Origin of the sequence: Acidipropionibacterium jensenii DSM 20535 (genome assembly GCF_000425285.1) — a bacterium.
In the GTDB taxonomy this organism is placed as follows: domain Bacteria; phylum Actinomycetota; class Actinomycetes; order Propionibacteriales; family Propionibacteriaceae; genus Acidipropionibacterium; species Acidipropionibacterium jensenii.
Genome location: NZ_AUDD01000014.1, coordinates 18,097 through 33,130 on the forward strand (window position 1 = coordinate 18,097; position 15,034 = coordinate 33,130).

Annotated in this window: 12 protein-coding genes and 2 pseudogenes; 6 read left to right on the forward strand and 8 right to left on the reverse strand. The window is 71.0% G+C overall.

Going from position 1 to position 15,034, the window contains the following annotated elements:
- The first annotated feature begins 20 nt into the window (after positions 1-20).
- Positions 21-743, forward strand: coding sequence for a queuosine precursor transporter (locus tag H590_RS0109700; protein WP_028703395.1), 723 nt, complete (start codon positions 21-23; stop codon positions 741-743).
- 4 nt (positions 744-747) lie between these two features.
- Here H590_RS0109700 and H590_RS0109705 read toward each other — a convergent pair whose 3' ends face one another.
- The 5 genes and pseudogenes from H590_RS0109705 to tgt all read right to left on the reverse strand — a co-directional run.
- The gene (locus H590_RS0109705) at positions 748-1,971 is read right to left on the reverse strand and encodes an ABC transporter permease (protein ID WP_028703396.1); all 1,224 of its coding nucleotides are present in this window, start codon (positions 1,969-1,971) and stop codon (positions 748-750) included.
- Positions 1,968-2,885 carry an ABC transporter ATP-binding protein gene (locus tag H590_RS0109710; RefSeq protein ID WP_028703397.1) on the reverse strand — a complete coding sequence of 306 codons (918 nt, stop codon included), beginning with the start codon at positions 2,883-2,885 and terminating at the stop codon, positions 1,968-1,970. The genes H590_RS0109705 and H590_RS0109710 overlap by 4 nt, the downstream gene beginning before the upstream one ends.
- Before the next feature lie 52 nt (positions 2,886-2,937).
- A complete protein-coding gene (locus tag H590_RS0109715; RefSeq protein ID WP_028703398.1) occupies positions 2,938-3,633 on the reverse strand; it encodes a response regulator transcription factor in 696 nt (231 codons plus the stop codon).
- Positions 3,630-5,021 (reverse strand): sensor histidine kinase, encoded by a 1,392-nt coding sequence (locus tag H590_RS0109720; protein WP_028703399.1) that lies wholly within the window; start codon positions 5,019-5,021, stop codon positions 3,630-3,632. The genes H590_RS0109715 and H590_RS0109720 overlap by 4 nt, the downstream gene beginning before the upstream one ends.
- 108 nt (positions 5,022-5,129) lie before the next feature.
- A pseudogene (gene tgt / locus H590_RS16020) lies at positions 5,130-6,356 on the reverse strand (tRNA guanosine(34) transglycosylase Tgt); the annotation flags it as partial.
- Between the two features lie 36 nt (positions 6,357-6,392).
- On the opposite strand from tgt, the gene H590_RS0109730 reads away from it, so the two are divergent.
- The 4 genes from H590_RS0109730 to H590_RS0109745 all read left to right on the forward strand — a co-directional run bounded on the left by H590_RS0109730 (position 6,393) and on the right by H590_RS0109745 (position 11,237).
- Positions 6,393-7,250, forward strand: coding sequence for an EamA family transporter (locus H590_RS0109730; protein ID WP_036981904.1), 858 nt, complete (start codon positions 6,393-6,395; stop codon positions 7,248-7,250).
- Between the two features lie 32 nt (positions 7,251-7,282).
- A complete protein-coding gene (locus H590_RS0109735; protein WP_028703401.1) occupies positions 7,283-8,485 on the forward strand; it encodes a UDP-N-acetylglucosamine pyrophosphorylase in 1,203 nt (400 codons plus the stop codon).
- 66 nt (positions 8,486-8,551) lie between these two features.
- Positions 8,552-10,687 carry a RecQ family ATP-dependent DNA helicase gene (locus H590_RS0109740; RefSeq protein WP_028703402.1) on the forward strand — a complete coding sequence of 712 codons (2,136 nt, stop codon included), beginning with the start codon at positions 8,552-8,554 and terminating at the stop codon, positions 10,685-10,687.
- A 145-nt stretch (positions 10,688-10,832) separates the two neighbouring features.
- Positions 10,833-11,237, forward strand: coding sequence for a DoxX family membrane protein (locus H590_RS0109745; RefSeq protein WP_028703403.1), 405 nt, complete (start codon positions 10,833-10,835; stop codon positions 11,235-11,237).
- An 18-nt stretch (positions 11,238-11,255) separates the two neighbouring features.
- On the opposite strand, the gene H590_RS0109750 is transcribed toward H590_RS0109745, so the two are convergent.
- From H590_RS0109750 to hrcA, 3 genes are read right to left on the reverse strand one after another with little or no spacing between them, the layout of a single operon-like run.
- Complete coding sequence (locus tag H590_RS0109750; protein WP_028703404.1) at positions 11,256-11,984, reverse strand: 16S rRNA (uracil(1498)-N(3))-methyltransferase; 729 nt, start codon at positions 11,982-11,984, stop codon at positions 11,256-11,258.
- Complete coding sequence (dnaJ, locus tag H590_RS0109755; RefSeq protein ID WP_028703405.1) at positions 11,981-13,168, reverse strand: molecular chaperone DnaJ; 1,188 nt, start codon at positions 13,166-13,168, stop codon at positions 11,981-11,983. Before dnaJ ends, H590_RS0109750 begins: the two co-directional genes overlap by 4 nt.
- Positions 13,169-13,177: 9 nt before the next feature.
- A complete protein-coding gene (gene hrcA / locus H590_RS0109760) occupies positions 13,178-14,197 on the reverse strand; it encodes a heat-inducible transcriptional repressor HrcA (protein ID WP_028703406.1) in 1,020 nt (339 codons plus the stop codon).
- A 114-nt stretch (positions 14,198-14,311) separates the two neighbouring features.
- Between hrcA and H590_RS0109765 the strand changes: the two are divergent.
- Positions 14,312-14,929: pseudogene (locus H590_RS0109765) on the forward strand (MBL fold metallo-hydrolase); the annotation flags it as partial.
- Between the last annotated feature and the right edge of the window lie 105 nt (positions 14,930-15,034).

A 15,034-nucleotide genomic window follows, 5' to 3' on the forward strand; every position in this document is an offset into this window, starting at 1 on the left:
GAGGGTTACGATGTCGCCCCGTGACAGATCAACCCTCCGAAGCCCCCCGCGCCGTCTACGCCGATCGCGGCTCCAGCCACTACGACATCATTCTCACCGCGATGTGCGTGGTGGTGATCATCTCCAACATCGGAGGGTCGAAGGGGGTCCAGCTGGGCCCCATCACCACCGATGGCGGATTCTTCCTGTTCCCGCTGGCCTATGTGCTCGGTGACATCACCACCGAGGTCTACGGGCTGCGGGCGGCCCGTCGCGGCATCGTGATGGGATTCCTGATGGCCATCCTCGCGGTGCTGTGCTTCTGGGTGATCATCGCCCTGCCCGGCCTGGGGGACTCCTACTCCACCGAGCACGACGCCGCGATCGCCGCGGCCCTGGGGCCCGTCTGGCAGATCGTGGTCGCCGGACTGTGCGGCTTCCTGGCCGGCCAGATGACCAACTCCCTCATCATGGTCCGGTTGAAGGCCCACTACCGGGAGCGCGGCCTGGTGGGGCGGCTGATGGGCTCGACCGGCGTCGGGGAGCTCGTCGACACCGTCATCTTCTGCACCATCGCCGCCCCGGTGGTCGGCATCACCAGCTTCGGCCAGTGGGTCAACTACGCCTTCTTCGGGTTTCTGTGGAAGACCCTGGTGGAGTACGCCCTGATCCCGGTCACCACCCGGGTGATCGGCTGGATCAAGAAGCGCGAGCCGAGCTACCAGGAGGGCCTGGCGGCCGCCGAGCGGGTGAGCGTGGCCTGACCCCTCAGCGCACCACGTCGACGTTGCGCCAGGCCTTCCGCAGCGAGGTCTTCCCGCCGGTCTGGAGGATGGCCCGCCGGTAGATCCGCTCCCCGGCCCAGATCGTGAGGACCGAGAAGACCAGCGAGATGGCGATCGAGACGATCGGCTCCCACCAGTCGGCCGATCCGCTCACCAGCCGGGTGGGCATCGCGATGGCCGAGGCCACCGGGATGTAGGAGGCGATCACCTGGGAGGAGCCGTTGGCCAGCATCCCGTAGAAGTAGACGGCCATCACGACCATCAGCAGCGGCATCGAGGTGGAGCTGACGTCCTCCGAACGGCCGGCCAGTGCCCCGGAGGCGGCCCACAGGCAGGCCAGGGCCACGAACCCGACCACGAAGTAGACCAGGAACCACAGCGCCGGGGCGGTCACCATCGACAGGTACTCGCTCCACGGGGAGAAGGACAGCCCGGCCAGCGCCACCCCGACGATGAGCACCATCTGGCCCATCGCCAGCACGGTGTTGCCGAGGATCTTGCCGAGCAGCAGCTGTCGCGAGGGGATCGCGGTGAGCAGGATCTCGGCGATCCGCGACTGCTTCTCCTCGACCACCGAGTTCGCGATGGCGTACCCGAAGATGATCATCGACAGGTAGAACAGCACGGCGAAGACGATCCCCAGGACGGTGGCGGCCGCCTGCTTCTCGGCGTCGTGCTCGCTGCCGAGACTGCCCAGGGCCAGCTGGGTGCCCGCGGTGAGACGCTGCGGGGAGACTCCCAGAGCGCGGGCGTTCTCGGCCGTCGCCTCCCCGGCGACGGCCTGGGAGATCGCCCGGGTGGACCAGGTGGTGGCGGTCGGGGAGGTCTTCAACCCCGACAGCCGCCACTGGTCGCCGGTGCGCTGGAGCAGCGCCTTGGCGTTGCCGTCGCGCATCTGCTGGGCGGCCTGGGCCGCCGAGGAGACCGGCAGGGCGCGGATCGTGTTGTCGGAGCCGGTGGCCCGGTTGAGCTGCTGGGCGGTGGCGACCAGCTGGGCGCCGCGGTCGTCCAGGACGGCCACCGTGGTGGTCTGGGAGCGCCCGTTGAACAGGAAGGACAGCCCGAAGACCACCACCATCAGCAGCAGGGTGGTGACGGTGGAGGTGATGAAGGTCTTGTCGTGGAGTTTCGCGGAGATCTCGCGGCCGGTGACGATCTGCCACAGGCTGCCGGTCCGCTGGTCCGGGGTGGTGTCCGGTCGACTCATGATGCCGCCGCCTCTCGGTAGATCTCGGACAGGGTGGGGACGATGCGGGAGAACTCGGTGACCTCGCCGCGTCTGAGCGCCTCGGCGAGGACGGCCTGGTCGGCGCCGGGCTCGGTGAACTCGAGGACGGCGGTGGTGCCGCCCAGGTCGACGACGTCGACCCCGCGGGCCGAGCGCAACCATCCCAGGTCGGTGTCGGCGCAGAGCCGGTGACGTCGAGGACCCGATCCGCGCAGCTCGTCGGTGGATCCCTGGGCGACCACCCGGCCACCGCTGAGGATCACCAGCCGGTCGCACAGCCTCTCGACCAGGTCGAGCTGATGGGAGCTGAACAGCACCGGGACCCCCGACGAGCTGGCCTCCCGCAGGACCTCGGCCATCGCGTCGACGGCCATCGGGTCCAGCCCGGAGAAAGGCTCGTCGAGGATGAGGGCCACCGGGCTGCCCAGCAGCGCCGCGGTCACCTGGACACGCTGCTGATTGCCCAGGGACAGCGTCTCGACCTTGTCCTTGGCCCGGTCGGCCAGCCCGAACCGCTCCAGGTAGGACATCGTCTGCTGCTGGGCGGCCTGGGCCGAGACCCCGCGGATCCGGGCCAGGTAGACCAGCTGGTCGACGATCGGCTGCTTGGGGTACAGGCCGCGCTCCTCGGGCATGTAGCCGATGCCGCGGCGGTCGGCGGCGGTGATCGGGTGGCCGTTGAAGCTCACCGATCCGGAGGTGATCGCCAGCACCCCGACGATCATCCGCATGGTGGTGGTCTTCCCGGCGCCGTTGGCCCCGACGAACCCGGTCATGGTGCCCGGGGGGACGGTGAAGCTCACCCGGTCGGCGGCCAGAACTTCGCCGTAGCGGCGGGTGAGCTCGCTCACCTCGATGCCGCCGGCCGTACTCGTCCTCTGGTGATCGGTCATGACTCCATTCCACCGCGGACGGCCCGCCGGCACATCGGCCGCAGGAGGGAGATCAGCCCTCCCCCGCGCGGATGAGACCCGACTCGTAGGCGAGTGCCACGAGTTGGACCCGGTCGCGCAGGTCCAGCTTGGACAGGCAGTTGGAGACGTGGGTCTTGACGGTGGCCTCCGAGACGAACAGCTCGGCGGCGATCTCGGCGTTGGACAGCCCCCGGGCCACCTGCACGGCCACCTCCCGCTCCCTGGCGGTGAGCACCTCCAGGCGGGGGTCGGGGTCCCCCTCGGGATCCCCGGATCCACCGCCGGGGGCACTGCGGTCAGCACCGCCGGTGGCACTGCCGAGTCGCGACTCGATGACCCTCCTGGTCACCTCGGGGGCCAGCAGCGAGTACCCCTCGTGGACCTGTCTCAGCCCGGCCACCAGGGCCTCGGCGTCGGCGTTCTTGAGCATGAACCCGCTGGCCCCGGCGTCCAGGGCGTCGAAGAGGTAGTCGTCGCGGTCGAAGGTGGTGAGGATCACGACCTTCGTCCGGCCGGCCGCGGTGATCTCGCGGGTCGCGGCGATGCCGTCCAGGACCGGCATCTGGACATCCATCAGCACCAGGTCGGGCTGGAGCCGGGCGGCCTGTTCGACCGCCTGCCGGCCGTCGGCGGCCTCCCCCACCACCTCGATGTCCGGCTCCACCGACAGGATGAGCCGGAACCCGGTGCGCACCAGTTTCTGGTCGTCGGCCAGCAGCACCCTCATGAGCTCTCCCCCGGGACGAGCGGCAGTCGTGCCAGCACCCGCCAGCCTCCGGTGACCCGGGGGCCGGTCTCCAGGGTCCCCCGGTGGGCGGCGACCCGCTCGGCCATACCGATCAGCCCCACTCCGGCGCCGCCGTCGAGCCCGGAGTCCTCACGGCCCGTTGAGTCGCCCTTGGTGCCGACGGGTCGTGTGCCGCCCGGTCGTGTGCTGCCCGGTCGTGTGCCGCCCGGTGGAGACGTCCGCGCGCCGCGCCCGTCGTCGGTCACCTCGACCTCCACCTGGTCGGGGCCGATCCGCACCGCCACGTGGGCGTGGGCGGCCCTGGCGTGCTTCTCGACATTGGTGATCGCCTCCTGGACCACCCGGTAGACGGTCAGTCCCAGTGCCGGTCCGACCGCCTCGGTGTCCCCCACGATGTCCAGGTCGAGCCGGTGGCGGTGCGGCCCCGAGCACAGCTCCGCGAGGTCCGACAGTCCGGGATCGACCCCGGTGCCCTGCCGCAGCGAACCGAGCAGGGAGTGCATCTCGGTGACAGCCAGACGCGACTCCTCCTCGATCGCCGACAGGGCCTGGCGGGCCTGGTCAGGGGCCACCTCCATCGCCCGCCGGGCGCCAGCGGCCTGGATGCCGATCACCGAGACGTGGTGGCTCACCGAGTCGTGGATCTCACGGGAGATCCGCAGCCTCTCGGCGACCACCGCCTGGTCGGCCAGCCGGGATCTCTGGGCGGCGATCGTGGCGGCCTGCTCGCGGGCCCGGTGCAGGGCCCTGGCCTCCCGCCAGGACACCTGTCCCAGGGCGGCGGCGCCCACCACGAAGGCGGTGTTGATGAGGGCGTAGAGCACCACCAGACGCACCAGGCCGTTGACACCGCGGGCCTGGGGGGCCAGGTCCTTCATGATCTGGGCCAGCGAGTTCGTCCGGGCGAAGATCACCGCCACCCAGCCCAGCAGGGCGAGCTCGACGGCCGCGATGAGGCCCCAGGCGGCCCGGCGACTGGCTCCCCAGGCCACCGCGGCGTGCAGCGAGACGAAGTAGAGCACCTGGGTGAAGAAGCTGGCGCTCACCAGCGGGGTGAGGAAGCTGCCGATCAGCAGGTGGGCGGCCGAGGCGCCCCCCTGGGTCAGCGGGAAGCGGCGTCTCAGGCACAGGATCAGGCCAAGCACCAGGACCGAGACGACCTGGCGCCAGACCGACCCGGTGTCGACGCGGACCTGCACCTGCTGGAGCCAGACGGTCAGCCCGATGACCAGGACCCCCGTCGCGGCCACCAGCAGGTCGACCGCCGACAGCCATCCCACCACCGGGACCCGGATGATCCGGGAGCGCGGCGCGGGGCGCTCCCACAGGTCATCGAGGCTGAGGAAGTCCACCAGGGCGGTGCGCATGTCCCGAGGGTAGCGAACTCACTCCTTCGCGCCGCCCGCACCGGCCGCGGCGGCCGCAGCCGAGCCGACTGATCCGGCCGCGCCGACCGAGGCGGATCTGGGGGCCGGCAGCCGACCGCCGTGGGCGTTCCAGCGGCCCATGAACTCGGTCTCCAGGTCGTCGAGCTGCCCGGAGGCCATCGCCGAGCGGATCGAGTCGACCAGCCGCACCGTCCATCTCTCGTTGTGGATGGTGGCCAGGGTGTTGGCCAGCATCTCGCGGGCCTTGAAGAGGTGGTGCAGGTAGGCCCTGGAGTAGTGGGTGCAGGTGTAGCAGTCGCAGCCGGGCTCCAGGGGACCCAGGTCGCGGCGGAACCGTGCGGTGTTGACGTTGTAGCGGCCGTCGACGGTGTAGATCGCGGCATTGCGCGCCACCCGGGAGGGATTGACGCAGTCGAAGGTGTCGGCCCCGGCCCGGCAGGCCGCGAACAGGTCGTCGGGCTCAGAGATCCCCAGCAGGTGGCGGGGCCGGTTCTCGGGCAGCTCCTGCGCGCACCAGCCGACGATCCGGCCGAGGTTCTGCTTCTCGATCGCCCCGCCGATCCCGAACCCGTCGAACCGCTGACCGTCGACCTCCATGGCGGCCAGGTCGCGGCAGGCGGTGCGCCGCAGATCCTCGTACTGGGCGCCCTGGATCACCCCGAAGAGGGCCTGGTAGGGCTTTCCGGTGCGCTCCTCGGTGAGGCGGCGGTGCTCGGCCAGGCACCTCAGCGCCCACCGCCTGGTCCGCTCCAAGGCCTCCTGCTGATAGCCGCGGGTGTTCATCAGGGTGGTCAGCTCGTCGAAGGCGAACATGATGTCGGCCCCCAGGTGGTGCTGGATTCCCATCGACACCTCCGGGGTGAACCGGTGCAGGTCGCCGTTGAGGGGGCTGCGGAAGGTCACCCCGTCGTCGTCGACCATCGCCTTGCGGTCGGCGTCGGCGGCGATCACATCGGCCTCGGTGAGATCGGCGACGTCCATCGCGAGGGTCTTCTTGAACCCGGCTCCCAGGCTGAGCACCTGGAACCCGCCGGAGTCGGTGAAGGTGGGTCCGGTCCAGTTCATGAACCGGCCCAGCCCGCCGGCCTCGTCAATCAGTTCGGGGCCGGGCTGGAGGAACAGGTGGTAGGCGTTGGCCAGCACCGCCTGGGCTCCCAGCTGGGCGACCGTCTCGGGCAGCATCGCCTTGACGGTGGCCTTGGTGCCCACCACCACGAAGGCCGGGGTCTGGATGTCGCCGTGCGGGGTGTGGATGGTTCCGGTCCTCCCCAGTCCGTTGTCGAGGCGGGAGGTCATGTCGAAACCGAGGGGCATGGGGCATATTGTCGCACCGTGCCAGGAGTCGTCTACATGCTCGCCTCGATCCTGTCGGTGCAGTTCGGCGGCGCCTTCGCGGCCACCCTCATCCCGCAGATCGGGCCGTTGGGCACCGTCGCGCTGAGGCTGACGATCGCCTCCCTGATCCTCATCCCGGTGGCCCGTCCCAGTCTGCGCGACCACCGCACCGGACGGCCTCACAGCGCCTCGGACTGGTGGCGGGTGGTGGCTCTGGCGGCGGCCCTGGGGGCGATGAACACCGCCTTCTACTTCAGTCTGAGGTATCTGCCGATCGGGGTGGCGGTCACCATCGAGTTCGTCGGCCCGATGACGATGGCGGCCCTCGGCTCGCGCACCCGCCGCGACTACCTGGCCGTGCTGCTGGCCGCCCTGGGGGTGGTCGGGGTCTCGGGGGCGGTGGGTGCCGACTGGGCTCACGTCAGCATCCCGGGGGTGCTCCTGGCGCTGCTGGCCGGGGCCTGCTGGGCGCTCTACGCGAAGGCCTCCCAGGCGGTCGGCGCCCGGTGGGAGACGCTGCGCGGGCTCACCTGGGCGATGCTGATCTGCGCCGTCGTGATGCTGCCCCTGGGGATCGCCAGCGCCGGCGTCGAACTCATCCGGCCGCGCCACCTGCTGATCGGCGCGGCGGTGGCCCTGATGTCCTCGGCGCTGCCCTACAGCCTGGAGATGTACGCCCTGCGCAAGCTGTCCACCAAGGCCTACGGGATCCTGTCGGGAGGGGATCCGGCGGTCGCCGCGCTGGCCGGTCTGGTGGTCCTCGGCCAGACCATGGGGCTGCCCCAGATCCTCGGGATGGCGTGCGTCATCACCGCCTCCGTCCTCGTGCTGGGTCGCGGCAGATCGGCTGCGACTGCCACCGGCGAGCACTAGGCTGGCAGCCCAGAACCGAGGAAGGACCAGCTGTGGAACTGCGACCGCGCGGCCTCGACAAGGTGGAGGCCCTCACCGCCAAGGGGGTGCGCATCCCCAACCCCTGGACCGTCGACATCGACGACGACGTCAACATCGACCGGATCAGCGGGACCAATGTCGTCATTCATCCCGGGTGCCGGATCCGCGGCTCCCGCACCGTGGTCTCCGCCGGCTGCGTGCTCGGCGCCGAGGCCCCGATGACCATCCAGGACTGCCAGCTCGGGGAGGGCGTCGCGCTGGCCGGCGGGTACGCCGAGGGGGCGGTCCTGCTGGCCGGCGCCTCGATGGCCTCGGGGGCCCATGTCAGGCCCGGCACGATTCTGGAGGAGCAGGCCAGCGCCGCCCACACCGTCGGGCTCAAGCAGACCGTGCTGTTCCCCTTCGTCACCCTGGGCAGTCTCATCAACTTCTGCGACCTCCTGATGGCGGGCGGCACCTCCCGCCGCCAGCACTCCGAGGTCGGCTCCTCCTACATCCACTTCAACTTCACCCCCGACGGGGACAAGACCACCGCGTCCCTGTTCGGCGACGTCCCGCGCGGGGTGCTGCTGAACCAGCCGCCGATCTTCCTGGGCGGCCAGGGCGGGACGGTCGGTCCGGTCTCAACCGGCTTCGGCACCGTGGTCGGCGCCGGGTCGGTGCTGCGCGACGACGTCGAGGAGGACGGCCAGCTGGTGCTGCCGCCGCGTCCCGCCGAGGTCCGTCGGCCGGTCACCCCGGCCTCCTACCGGCAGCTGTCGCGGATCATCTCCAGGAATGTCTCCTATGTCGCGAACCTGTCGGCCCTGGAGTCCTGGTACCGCCAGATCCGCCGGCTCTTCCTCTCCCAGCTGGAGTTCGGCCCGCTGCTGCTGGCGGCGGCCCTGGTGAACCTCACCGACATCCGCGCCGAACGGATCAAGAGGGTGCGCAATCTGGTCGGTCGGCTGCACCCCGACGACGAGGGCCGCAGCCAGCTGCTGGAGCGTCTGGACGACGTTGTGGCCGCGCTGGCGGTGGTCGACGGCCCGGCCCCGGCCGAGCTCGTGCGACTGTGCGGGGCAGCGGCCGGCGAGGGCCAGGAGTACCTGACGGTGGTCCAGGGCCTGGACGAGGAGCAGCGGATCGGCGTCACGGAGTGGCTGGGCGGGATCGTGGAGACCCAGCAGCAGAATGTCGCCGAGGTGGTGCCGGCCCTGGAGCTGCGGTTCTGACCCCGGGACCGTGGTCGGGTCGGTGATCCTCCAGAACCTGTCGGTGCCCTCTGGCACGGTGGGTCCATGACCGAACTCAGGGACCAGGGCCTCGACATCCTGCGCAGGCTCACCGGGAACCCGCACGCCGACTTCCACGCCGGCCAGTGGGAGGCCATCGAGGCCCTGGTGGCCGACCACCGGCGCGCCCTGGTGGTGGAGCGGACCGGCTGGGGCAAGTCGGCGGTCTACTTCGTGGCCGCCCTGCTGCAGCGCCGCGCCGGCAGCGGACCGGCCCTCATCGTCTCTCCCCTGCTGGCCCTGATGCGCGACCAGGTGGGGGCCGCCGAACGGGCCGGGGTGCGCGCCGCCTCGATTTCCAGCGCCAATGTCACCGAGTGGGACCAGATCCGCTCCCTCCTCGACCAGGACAGCCTGGATGTCCTGCTGGTCTCCCCCGAACGCCTGGTCAACCCGCGGTTCGCCGCCGAGCAGCTGCCCGAGCTCACCGCGAGGATGGGCATGCTGGTCATCGACGAGGCCCACTGCATCTCCGACTGGGGCCACGACTTCCGCCCCGACTACCGGCGGATCCGCGACCTGGTGGCCGCCCTGCCGGCCGGGGTGCCGGTGCTGGCCACCACGGCCACCGCCAACTCGCGGGTGGTCACCGATGTCGTCGAGCAGATCGCCCCGGCCGACCAGCCCGGCGAGGACCGCGGGGTCTTCGTGCTGCGCGGCCCGCTGGCCCGCGACTCCCTGCGACTGGGGGTGCTGGATCTCCCCCGCCCCGAGCTGCGACTGGCCTGGTTGTGCTCCCATCTCGGCGAGTGCACCGGCTCGGGGATCATCTACTGCCTCACCGTCTCGGCCGCCGAGGACACCGCCCGGGCACTCGTCGAGGCCGGCCACCACGTCAAGGCCTACACCGGGCGCACCGACGCCGAGGAGCGCGCCGATCTGGAGACCGAGCTCACCGGGAACCGGGTGAAGGCGCTGGTGGCCACCAGCGCCCTGGGAATGGGATTCGACAAGCCGGACCTGGGCTTCGTCATCCACCTGGGGGCACCGAGCTCACCGGTGGCCTACTACCAGCAGGTCGGCCGCGCCGGCCGCGCCACCGCCTCGGCCGACGTCCTGCTGCTGCCCGGGCCGGAGGACCGCGACATCTGGCACTACTTCGCCACCAGCGGGATGCCCACCGAGCAGCGCGCCGACGCCGTGCTGTCGGCGCTGTCCACCGAGCAGACGCTGTCCACCCCGGCCCTGGAGGCCCGGGTCGACATCCGCCGCAGTCCCCTGGAGCTGCTGCTCAAGGTGCTGGCCGTCGACGGCGCGGTGGAGCGGGTCCAGGGAGGCTGGCGGTCCACCGGCCGGGGCTGGGTCTACGACGCCCAGCGGTACGCCCGGATCGCCGCCGCCCGGGCCGCCGAGCAGGACGCCATGGAGCGCTACGAGCACCTGGACAGCTGCCGGATGAGGTTCCTCACCGGACAGCTGGACGATCCCGACACCACCCCGTGCGGGCGCTGCGATGTCTGCGCCGGAGCGTGGTACCCCACCGACGTCGACCCGGACCAGCAGGACCGGGCGCGCCAGGCGCTGGACCGGGTCGGGGTGCCGGTTGAGCCCCGGCGCAGCTGGCCGACCGGCCTGGACCGGCTCGGGGTCGATCTGAGGGGTCGCATCCCTGTCGACCAGCAGGCCCGCGAGGGCCGGGTGATCGCCAGGCTCTCCGACCTGGGCTGGGGAGGACCGCTGCGCGAGCTGCTCACCACCGACGAGCAGGGCCGCCCGGTCGACGCCGAGGTGCCCGCCGGCCTGGCGGGGGCCTGCCTGCGGGTGCTCGCCGAGTGGGACTGGTCGCTGCGACCGGCGGCGGTGGTCCGGGTGCCCTCTGTGAGCCGGCCGCGACTGGTGGACTCGCTGGCCGCCGGGGTCGCCCGGGCCGGGCGGCTCGACGACCTGGGATCCCTGGACCTGGCACCCGGCGCCGAACCGCTGGACCCGCACGTCAACTCCGCCTTCCGGATCCGAGACCTGCAGGGCCGGTTCCGGGTCGGTGAAGGGCTGGCCGAGCGGATCGGCGCCCTGGCCGGGGCCCCGGTGCTGCTGGTCGACGATGTCATCATCAGCCGCTGGACCATGACGGTGGCGGCCCGGCAGCTCCGGCTGGCCGGTGCCGGCGAGATCCTGCCGCTGGCCCTGGCGCTGGGCTCCTGAGCGCGACTCCACCGGAAGACCGCGGGGACTCCACCGGAAGACCGCGGGGAGGAGGCGTATGGAGGAAGCGTGTGGAGGGATTGCAGGGAATCGTGGCGCGATGAGTAGCGTTCGTGGTGAGGAAACACCGATACGAGGAGGAAGTATGTCTTTCAGCAGGTTCATCGGCCGGTCGCTCCTGTCGACCACCTTCATCAGTGGCGGCATCGGAGAGCTGCAGAACGCCGACAAGCTCGCCCCTGCACTGGACGCCGCCAGGGAGAAGCTGCCCGCCGGGCTGCGCGAGGCCGCCGGTCAGGTGGACTCCGAGACCCTGGTGAAGCTCGACGGCATCGTGATGGCCGCCGCCGGAGCCGGTGTGGCGCTGGGTATCCTGCCGCGGCTGTCGGCCGCCGTGCTGGCCGCCCAGATGGTCCCGGTGACCGTCGTCGGCCACCGGTTCTGGGAGAAGGAGGGCGAGGAGCGTCAGGGCAACAAGATCCACTTCTTCAAGAACGCCAGCCTGGCCGGCGGGCTGCTGCTGATCGCCCTGGGCGGACGCTCGAAGTGAGTCGGGCCGCCGGGCGGCTCACAGCTGGCTGAGAGCCTGCAGCTGGGCCAGTCCGACTACCGGTGCGGTGGAGGCGCGCAGGACGGCGTCGGCCACCAGCACCGGGACCGCACCGGCCTCGGTAAAAGCTGACAGCTCCTCGGGGGTGATGCCGCCCTCCGGGCCGACCACCATTATCACCTCTCCGGAGGCGGGCAGGTCGGACGGGCGGATCGGGTCGGTGGCGCTCTCGTGGAGGACGAAGGCCCCCTGGGCCGTCGAGATCCGGGAGCGCAGCTGGGCGGTGCTGGCCATCGTCACCGTCGGCACCCGGAACCGGCGCGACTGCTTGGTGGCCTCGCGGGCGGTGCTGCGCCAGCGGTCCAAGGCCTTCTCGCGCTTCTCGGCCCCCCACCGGACGATCGACCGGGATGCCTGCCAGGCGATGATCTCGTCGACGCCGAGCTCGGTGAGGGTCTCGACGACCAGGTCGGCGCGCGGCCCCTTGATGAGGGCCTGGACGGCCACCCAGCGAATCGGGTGGTCGGGGCTGGAGAGTCTGTCGACCACCTCCACCCGCACCGCACTGCGGCTCACCTCGACCGCCGGTCCCCGCACGGCGGTGCCGTGGCCGTCGGTCACCAGCACCGACTCGCCCACCTCGATCCGCCGCACGGTTGCGGCGTGATGGCCCTCGGACCCGGTGATCTCGACGATGTCGCCCGGACCGGCGTCACCGATCTCAGCGATGAAGCAGGGATTGCTCATCCTCCGAAGGCCTCCTTGAGGCGGGAGAAGACCCCCTTCGAACCGGAGGTGTGCACCGAGGCGCGACCCTCGTGCTCACCCCGCGACTCGGCGAACTCTCGCAGCAGGTCCTTCTGGTGCCCGTCGAGCTTCGTGGGCGTCCTCACCAGCAGGGAGACCCCCAGGTCACCCCGGCCGCCGCCGCGCAGCCGCGGGATGCCGCGGCCCTCCACGACGATCCGGGCCCCGGACTGGGTTCCGGCGGGAATCTCCACCTCGACGCTGGACTGGTCCTCGTCCATGTCCTCGCGGTCGGCCTCCAGAGTGCGCACCGAGACCGTGGTGCCAAGCGCCGCAGCGGTCATCGGCACCTCGATGGCCATCTCCAGGTTCGCGCCGTCGCGGCGGAAGACCTCGTGAGGGGCCACCGACAGTTCGACGTAGAGGTCGCCGGCCGGACCGCCGCCGGGGCCGACCTCTCCCTGGGAGTCCAGATGGATCCGGTTGCCGTCGTCGACGCCGGCCGGGATCTTGACGTTGATGGTGCGCGAGGTGCGCACCCTGCCCTCCCCCGAGCACTCGGAGCAGGGGTTCGGGATGACGCTGCCGTAGCCCCGGCAGGTGGGGCAGGGCTGGGTGGTACGGATGTCGCCGAGGAAGGACCGCTGCACGGTGATCACCTCGCCGGCTCCCTCGCAGGTGGTGCAGGTGACCGGCTCGGAGTCCCCGTCGGACCCCTTGCCGTGGCACTTCGGGCAGACCACCGCGGTGTCGACGTCCAGAGGCTTGGTGACCCCGAAGACCGCCTCGGCCAGAGTCAGACGCAACCGGACCAGGGCGTCCTGGCCACGACGCACCCGGGAGCGCGGACCGCGCCGCGACCCGCCCTGCCCGCCGAACGGCGAGCCGCCGCCGAACATCGCGTCGACCAGGTTGGTGAAGTCGAACCCGCCGCCGCCGAATCCGGCGTCGCCGAAACCGCCCGCGCCCTGGTGGGCCGGGTCGCCGCCGCGGTCGAAGACCGCCCTCTTCTGGGGGTCCTGGAGCACCTCGTAGGCCTCCTGGGCCTCCTTGAAGGCCTCCTCGGAACCGGGTCCGGCGACATCGGGGTGGAGCTTCATCGCCTTCTTGCGGTAGGCGCGCTTGATGTCATCGGCACTCGCGTCGCGGGCGACGCCGAGGACCTCGTAGTAGTCACTGCTCATGGGGTGGGGTCATCCTTCTGCCAGGAATCTGCCGACATACCGGGCGATCGCCCGGACCCCGGCCATCGTCGAGGGGTAGTCCATCAGGGTGGGGCCGACGACGCCCAGTCCCGACCGGCCACCGTCGTCACCATAGGTGCTCACGACGACCGAGGTCGACTGGAAGTTCTCGTCGGAGTTCTCGGAGCCGATCCGCACGGTCAGACCTGCCGAACCGTCGGAGGTGGCGTCGCCGAGCAGGCGCAGCAGCACGACCTGCTCCTCCAGCGCCTCCAGAACGGGCTGGATGGAGGTGTGCAGGGTCGGTCCGAAGCGGGTGAGATTGGGCACCCCGGAGACCAGCACCCGTGCCGACGGGTCGGCGGACAGGATCTCCAGGACGCCGGCGGTCACGCTGGCGGCCATCGGCCGGGTGGTCGGGTCGAACTCCTCGAGGAATCCGGACAGCAGGTCGGCAGACTCGGCCGGGGTGCGTCCGACCAGCAGCTGGTTGAGACGGTTGCGCAGCCTGGCCAGCAGGTCCTCGGTGTGGCCGGGAAGCTCCAGGGTGCGCTGCTCGACGGCGCCGGTGGAGGTGATCAGGACGATGAGCACCCGGTCGGCCGACAGTCCGACCAGCTCCAGGTGTCGGATCGACGAGGAGGAGGCCACCGGGTACTGCATGATCGCCACCTGATGGGTGATCTGGGCCAGCAGCCTCACCGTGCGGGTGACGATGTCGTCGATGTCGACCGCGCCGTTCATGAAGCTCGCGATCGCGCGTCGTTCGGGACCCGAGAGGGGTTTGACGGTGGCGATCCGGTCGACGAAGAGCCGGTAGCCCTTGTCGGTCGGGATCCGACCGGCGCTGGTGTGCGGATGGCTGATGTAGCCCTCCTCCTCCAGCGCGGCCATGTCATTGCGCACGGTGGCCGGCGAGACGTGCAGGCCGTGGCGCTCCACCAAGGCCTTGGATCCCACCGGCTCCCTGCTCGAGACGTAGTCGGTGACGATGGCCTTGAGCACGTCGAGTTTGCGATCGTCGAGCACTGCCCCTCCTCACCTCGGATCCCGTGAATTCTGGCACTCTTACAGAGCGAGTGCCAGTCTATCGCGGCGGGCCGTGGTGTTCGCGCCCCGCATCTTCCGTGCCATGCTGGCGGCATGGACATCACAGCCGAGGTCGAGTGGTCGCCGCTGACGGCGAGAGTGTGGACGACCCGCCTGGAGCCCTGCGCGGTGACCTGCGGGCTGGTGATCGGGGACGAGCACATCCTGCTGGTGGACACGGGTTCGACGCCGGAGCAGGGCCGCGCGCTGGCCTGGGGAGCGGCGCGCGCGATCGGCCGTCCGGTGGACCGGGTGGTGGTGACCCATTCCCACGAGGACCATTGCGGCGGGCTGGCCGGGGTGGCCGACGCCGAGGCGTGGATGCACCGAGCGGCGCTGGCGCATCTGGCCGATCCCCCAGCAGTCGCCCACCCCATCTCGCTTCTGGCGTATGTGGATCTGGGCGGGCTGGGGGCCGAGGTGCTCCATCCCGGTGCCGGCCACACCGACGGGGATCTCGTGGTGCGGGTGGCCGGGGAGGATGTCACCTTCACCGGGGATCTGGTGGAGACCTCCGGAGACCCGCAGGCCGACGACTCCACTGACTTCTGGAACTGGCCCTCGGCGGTCGGGTCGATGATCACCGCGACCGACGGCAAGGGGCGCTATGTGCCCGGCCACGGGGATCCGGTGGACGCCGACGCGGTGATGGCCCAGAACGCCGACATCGCGCGGTGCGTCGACCAGGTGAAGGCATCGATGGAGGCCGGGACGCCGGTCGATAAGATCCAGGCCGCCCACGAGTGGCCGTTCTCGAAGGACACGATCAGCGAGTGG

Coding starts and splice junctions, on each gene's coding strand:
- H590_RS0109705 (WP_028703396.1), bottom strand. CDS start 1,971: ATGAGTCGACCGGACACCACCCCGGACCAGCGGACCGGCAGCCTGTGG.
- H590_RS0109710 (WP_028703397.1), bottom strand. CDS start 2,885: ATGACCGATCACCAGAGGACGAGTACGGCCGGCGGCATCGAGGTGAGC.
- H590_RS0109715 (WP_028703398.1), bottom strand. CDS start 3,633: ATGAGGGTGCTGCTGGCCGACGACCAGAAACTGGTGCGCACCGGGTTC.
- H590_RS0109720 (WP_028703399.1), bottom strand. CDS start 5,021: ATGCGCACCGCCCTGGTGGACTTCCTCAGCCTCGATGACCTGTGGGAG.
- H590_RS0109730 (WP_036981904.1), top strand. CDS start 6,393: ATGCTCGCCTCGATCCTGTCGGTGCAGTTCGGCGGCGCCTTCGCGGCC.
- H590_RS0109740 (WP_028703402.1), top strand. CDS start 8,552: ATGACCGAACTCAGGGACCAGGGCCTCGACATCCTGCGCAGGCTCACC.
- H590_RS0109745 (WP_028703403.1), top strand. CDS start 10,833: ATGTCTTTCAGCAGGTTCATCGGCCGGTCGCTCCTGTCGACCACCTTC.
- H590_RS0109750 (WP_028703404.1), bottom strand. CDS start 11,984: ATGAGCAATCCCTGCTTCATCGCTGAGATCGGTGACGCCGGTCCGGGC.
- dnaJ (WP_028703405.1), bottom strand. CDS start 13,168: ATGAGCAGTGACTACTACGAGGTCCTCGGCGTCGCCCGCGACGCGAGT.